Genomic DNA, 3,794 nt, shown 5'->3' with positions numbered 1-3,794 from the left:
GTGCGGGCTTGTCGTGGTCGGAACGGGCCGAGCGCCGGGCCGGACCACGACATCTCCCGCACCCCGGTCACCCGTCGCGTCGAACCGTCAGAGGGTCACCCAGCCGGTCGTCGTCGTCTCATCCCCCTCGACGAGGAGGCGGAAGCGGCCCGTCGGGACCGGCTCGACCGTGAAGCAGCCGAGGGCGTCGACCGCGACGCGGCGCGGTGGTCCGTCCTGGGTCTGGACCTCGACCGACGTCGCGCCGGCCGGCACGACCTGGCCGAGGAGCACGCCGTCGACGACCTCCAGCTCGACGGTCGTCGACGCCGTCGCGAAGGTCATCGCCCGCAGCCCGGCCCGCTCCGAGCGGGTCCCGCTGAGCGCGAGGTCCTCCAGCGAGGAGTCGTACGTCAGGGCCGCGAGCTCGCCGTCGATGTCCTTCCAGGAGAAGGCGGCGTAGCCGGCCTCGAGGATCTCCTCGGGAACGGCCGGTGGTGCGGTGATCGCTTCGCGCAGCACCCCGAAGAGGATGTCGTCGTCGTCCCAGTCCTCAGGCATGATGCCCCCCTGTCTGCAGATCGGGCGCACCGACCCACCGTTGCACTGTCGGCATCGACCGGAGCCGGTCGAGGCATCGCGACCGGGTGGGCCCGATGCTTCCCGTGGGCATGCCCAGCCGGGAGGAGATCTCGTGGTAGGGGCGTGGGTCCTGGAAGATGAGCGCGAGCAGCTCCCGGCAGCGCTGGGACAGGCCGGCGAACGCCTCCTGGAGCATCGCGCGCTGCTCGGCCGCGAGCAGCTCGGCGTCGGGTGCCGTCGCGTCGGGGTCGGCCGGCACGTCGTGGGTCTCCGTCTCCAGCGGCCACGGCCGGCGGCGCGCGTCGGACGCGATGTGGAGGCATTCGCGACGAGTGACGGTCGACAGCCACCCCGGGAGGGCGGCGGGCTCGCGGAGCGTCGACAGGCGTTCCACGGTGCGCAGCCAGACGGTCTGCGAGACATCGGCCGCGTCGGCGTCGGAGAGCCGGAACTGACGGCATACGGACCACACGATGGGTGCGTACCGGTCGACGATGGCGTTCCACGCGCCCTGGTCGCCGTCGAGGGCGTCCTCGACGAGTCGCTCCAGGGGCAGGACGGTGGCGGTCATGACGGCTTCTTTCCGAGAGGTCGCAGCGGCACGACGGGACGTCCGTCGCCGTCCCTGGCGGCGGAGCTCGCCACGTGCTTCCACGCCGCATGGGCGCCCCGGGTCGGGCCGACGGCCGCCGCGATCGCTCCGCTCACCGCCGCCGCGGCGAACGATGTCCCGCTCCACGACGCGAAGAGCGGCCCGTCGGGCGTGCTGGGCACGAGGGTGCTCACGACGTCGACACCCGCGCTCACGGCGTCGACCCACGGAGCCTGGGGACTGAAGTCCGCCGGCCGACCCTCGTCGTCGACCGCGCCCACCGCGAGGACCGAGTCGAGCGCGGCCGGCCAGCTCGGGGGCGGGCAGCCCCCGGATGCCGTGCCGTGGTTGCCGGCGGCGGCGACGACGAGCGTGTCCGGGCCGAGCGCGTCGATCGCGGCCTGGAGGACGAGGGGTGGGGCGTTGTCGTCGGTGAGGCATCCGAGCGAGAGGTTGACGACCGCGGGCCGCTCGGCGGCGACGTCCGCGACGATCTGGGCGAGGCTCCAGCTGTCCTGGCTCGCGTGCTCGTCGAGACCCTCGCGGACGACGACCGTCGCGCCGGGCGCCTGGCGCAGGACGAGCCCGACGACGAAGGTCCCGTGGGCGACCATCTCCGGGTCGCTCCCTCCGTCGGGGCGGAACAGCTCGTGCGCCGGGGTGATGAACCCGCCGTCGAGCCAGGGGTGCCGCGCCGCGCTCGTGTCGACGACGGCCACTCGGATTCCGGCACCGGGGGAGGAGCGCCGCAGCGGCACCGTGACGGCGGATCCGCCCACGGGGGACCGGCCGCCCCCGCCGATGACGTATTGCGGTTCGACCCCGACGCCACCCCCGCCGATGACGTATGCCGGCTCCACCGCCCCCGTGCCGCCCCCGCCGATCACGTAGTCGGGGCGCGCCACTCGGCCGCCGTGCCCGTCGGCCCCCTTCGCGGCGCCCGATCCCGCGCTCCCGACGACATAGTCGGGCTGGGCCGTCGCCGAGCCTGTGCCACCCCCTCCGATGACATAGGACCCGTGGAGCCGCGAGACGACGCGGTTCTTGCCGAACTCGGGGACCCACCCCGCATACGCGCTCCGGAAGTGGTTCCGCAGGCAGCGGGTGACGACGTCGAGCGCACTCGGCGGGTACCCGTCCCGGACGGCGCCCGCGCGCGCCGTCTGCACCCAGCCCGGGTGCTCGGTCTCCAGGTGCGACACCGCGCTCTCCGCCGACAGCCGCACCCGGGCCAGTCCGAGGCGGGTGTCGTGGTCGGCAGGGTCGACCCGCGGCGCCGCCCCCCAGGACTCGAGGACGCGCTGGAGGAGCTGCTCGTAGGGCAGGGCCACGACGAGCTCGTCCTCGACGAACGACCCGGCGGGGGTGCGCGTGAGCGTGCGAGTGGGCTGGCTGCTCATGTGATCTACCGATCGGTCGTTGGGAACAGGGGCACTCATGGAAGAGGGGCGAGGATCGTCGGTGATACATCGGCGGGGCGTCCGTTTCCACCGGGTTCATGACGCTCCGCCGAACGCACGCGCCGCCGAGGGCGCGACCACCGGCATCCTCGTCCGTCCGGCATACCAGTAGAATCCCCCCGTGTCGAGCCCCGACGTCTCCGCTGGCGCGGCGGAGGCTCTGAGGCTCGTGCAGGCCGACCCCGGCAGCGCCGCACCGCTGGCCCGCTCGGCCCTCGAGGTGGCCTACGCCGAGGGGGACGAGGCCTCGGCGAGTGTCGCCGAGCGCGCGACCGGCCTGGCGGCGTTCCACCTCGACGACCTCGGCACCGCCGTGACGCATCTGCGGTATGCCATGGCCCACGGCCGATCGGCCAGGTCCCCTCAGCTCGTCGCCGAGGCGCGGATGTCCCTCGCCTACGTCCTCAACCTCCGAGGGTCTCCGCGACGGGCCGTCCGTGAGATCGACGCCGCCCTCGGCGATCTCGACGCGGTGAGCCGGGCGAGGGCGCTGGCCCAGCGGGGCGCCATCCACCAGCAGCAGGGCAGCCTCGATCTCGCGCTCCACGACTACCGGCTGGCCCTTCCGGCGTTGCGGCGGGCCGGCGACGCCGTCTGGGTGCAGCGCGTGCTGTCCAACCGGGGCGTCCTCCACGCCTTCCGTCACGAGTACGCCCTCGCGACGAAGGACCTCGACGAGGCGCGCGAGGTCTGCGAGGCCCACGGACTGACGCTCCAGGCCGCCTTCGTCGAGGAGAACCTCCTCCTCGTCACCCGGCGGCTCGGTGACATCCCGGCCTCCCTGGCCCACCTGTCGCGGGCGGAGGCGCTCTACCGCGCCGTGGGGACCCCCTCCGGCTCGGTCCTCGTCGAACGCAGCGAGCTGCTCCTGTCGATGCGCCTGTTCGCCGAGGCGCGCGAGGCCGCCGCGTCCGCCGTCGCGGAGCTCGAGCGAGCGCACCGCCGCCTCGGGTCGTCGGAGGCGCGGGTCCTGCTGGCCCGGGCGGCCATCATGGACGGGGATCCCGAGCTGGCCGTCGAGCAGGCGAGTCTGGCGCTGCGCGAGTTCCGCGCCCAGGGACGCGCCGAGTGGGTGGCGCTCGCGCGTTGCGGGCTGCTCATCTCCCAGTCCGCCATGCCGGGCCGGACGATCGGCGCCGGCCGGCTCGCCCGGGCCGCGGCCGACGCCGACGCACACGGGT

Annotated in this window: 4 protein-coding genes; 1 reads left to right on the top strand and 3 read right to left on the bottom strand. The window is 74.2% G+C overall.

The window, feature by feature from the left end; translation table 11 throughout:
• Nucleotides 1-87: 87 nt before the first annotated feature.
• From BN12_RS19420 to BN12_RS19410, 3 genes are read right to left on the bottom strand one after another with little or no spacing between them, the layout of a single operon-like run.
• On the bottom strand, nucleotides 88-540 hold the full coding sequence (locus BN12_RS19420; RefSeq protein ID WP_048555088.1) for a hypothetical protein: 453 nt from the start codon (nucleotides 538-540) through the stop codon (nucleotides 88-90).
• Complete coding sequence (locus BN12_RS19415) at nucleotides 533-1,132, bottom strand: RNA polymerase sigma factor (RefSeq protein WP_048555086.1); 600 nt, start codon at nucleotides 1,130-1,132, stop codon at nucleotides 533-535. Before BN12_RS19415 ends, BN12_RS19420 begins: the two co-directional genes overlap by 8 nt.
• The gene (locus BN12_RS19410; protein ID WP_048555084.1) at nucleotides 1,129-2,553 is read right to left on the bottom strand and encodes a S8 family peptidase; all 1,425 of its coding nucleotides are present in this window, start codon (nucleotides 2,551-2,553) and stop codon (nucleotides 1,129-1,131) included. The genes BN12_RS19415 and BN12_RS19410 overlap by 4 nt, the downstream gene beginning before the upstream one ends.
• Nucleotides 2,554-2,734: 181 nt before the next feature.
• On the opposite strand from BN12_RS19410, the gene BN12_RS19405 reads away from it, so the two are divergent.
• On the top strand, nucleotides 2,735-3,794 hold a 1,060-nt coding region (locus BN12_RS19405), incomplete at its 3' end, for a hypothetical protein (protein ID WP_048555082.1).

It is taken from the genome of Nostocoides japonicum T1-X7 (assembly GCF_001046855.1).
Taxonomy (GTDB): Bacteria; Actinomycetota; Actinomycetes; order Actinomycetales; family Dermatophilaceae; genus Nostocoides; species Nostocoides japonicum.
This window is presented reverse-complemented; position numbering and strand designations above follow the sequence as displayed.

Bases quoted from the DNA above. Each gene is read 5' to 3' on its own strand.
- BN12_RS19420 (WP_048555088.1), bottom strand. From the start codon at position 540: ATGCCTGAGGACTGGGACGACGACGACATCCTCTTCGGGGTGCTGCGC.
- BN12_RS19415 (WP_048555086.1), bottom strand. From the start codon at position 1,132: ATGACCGCCACCGTCCTGCCCCTGGAGCGACTCGTCGAGGACGCCCTC.
- BN12_RS19410 (WP_048555084.1), bottom strand. From the start codon at position 2,553: ATGAGCAGCCAGCCCACTCGCACGCTCACGCGCACCCCCGCCGGGTCG.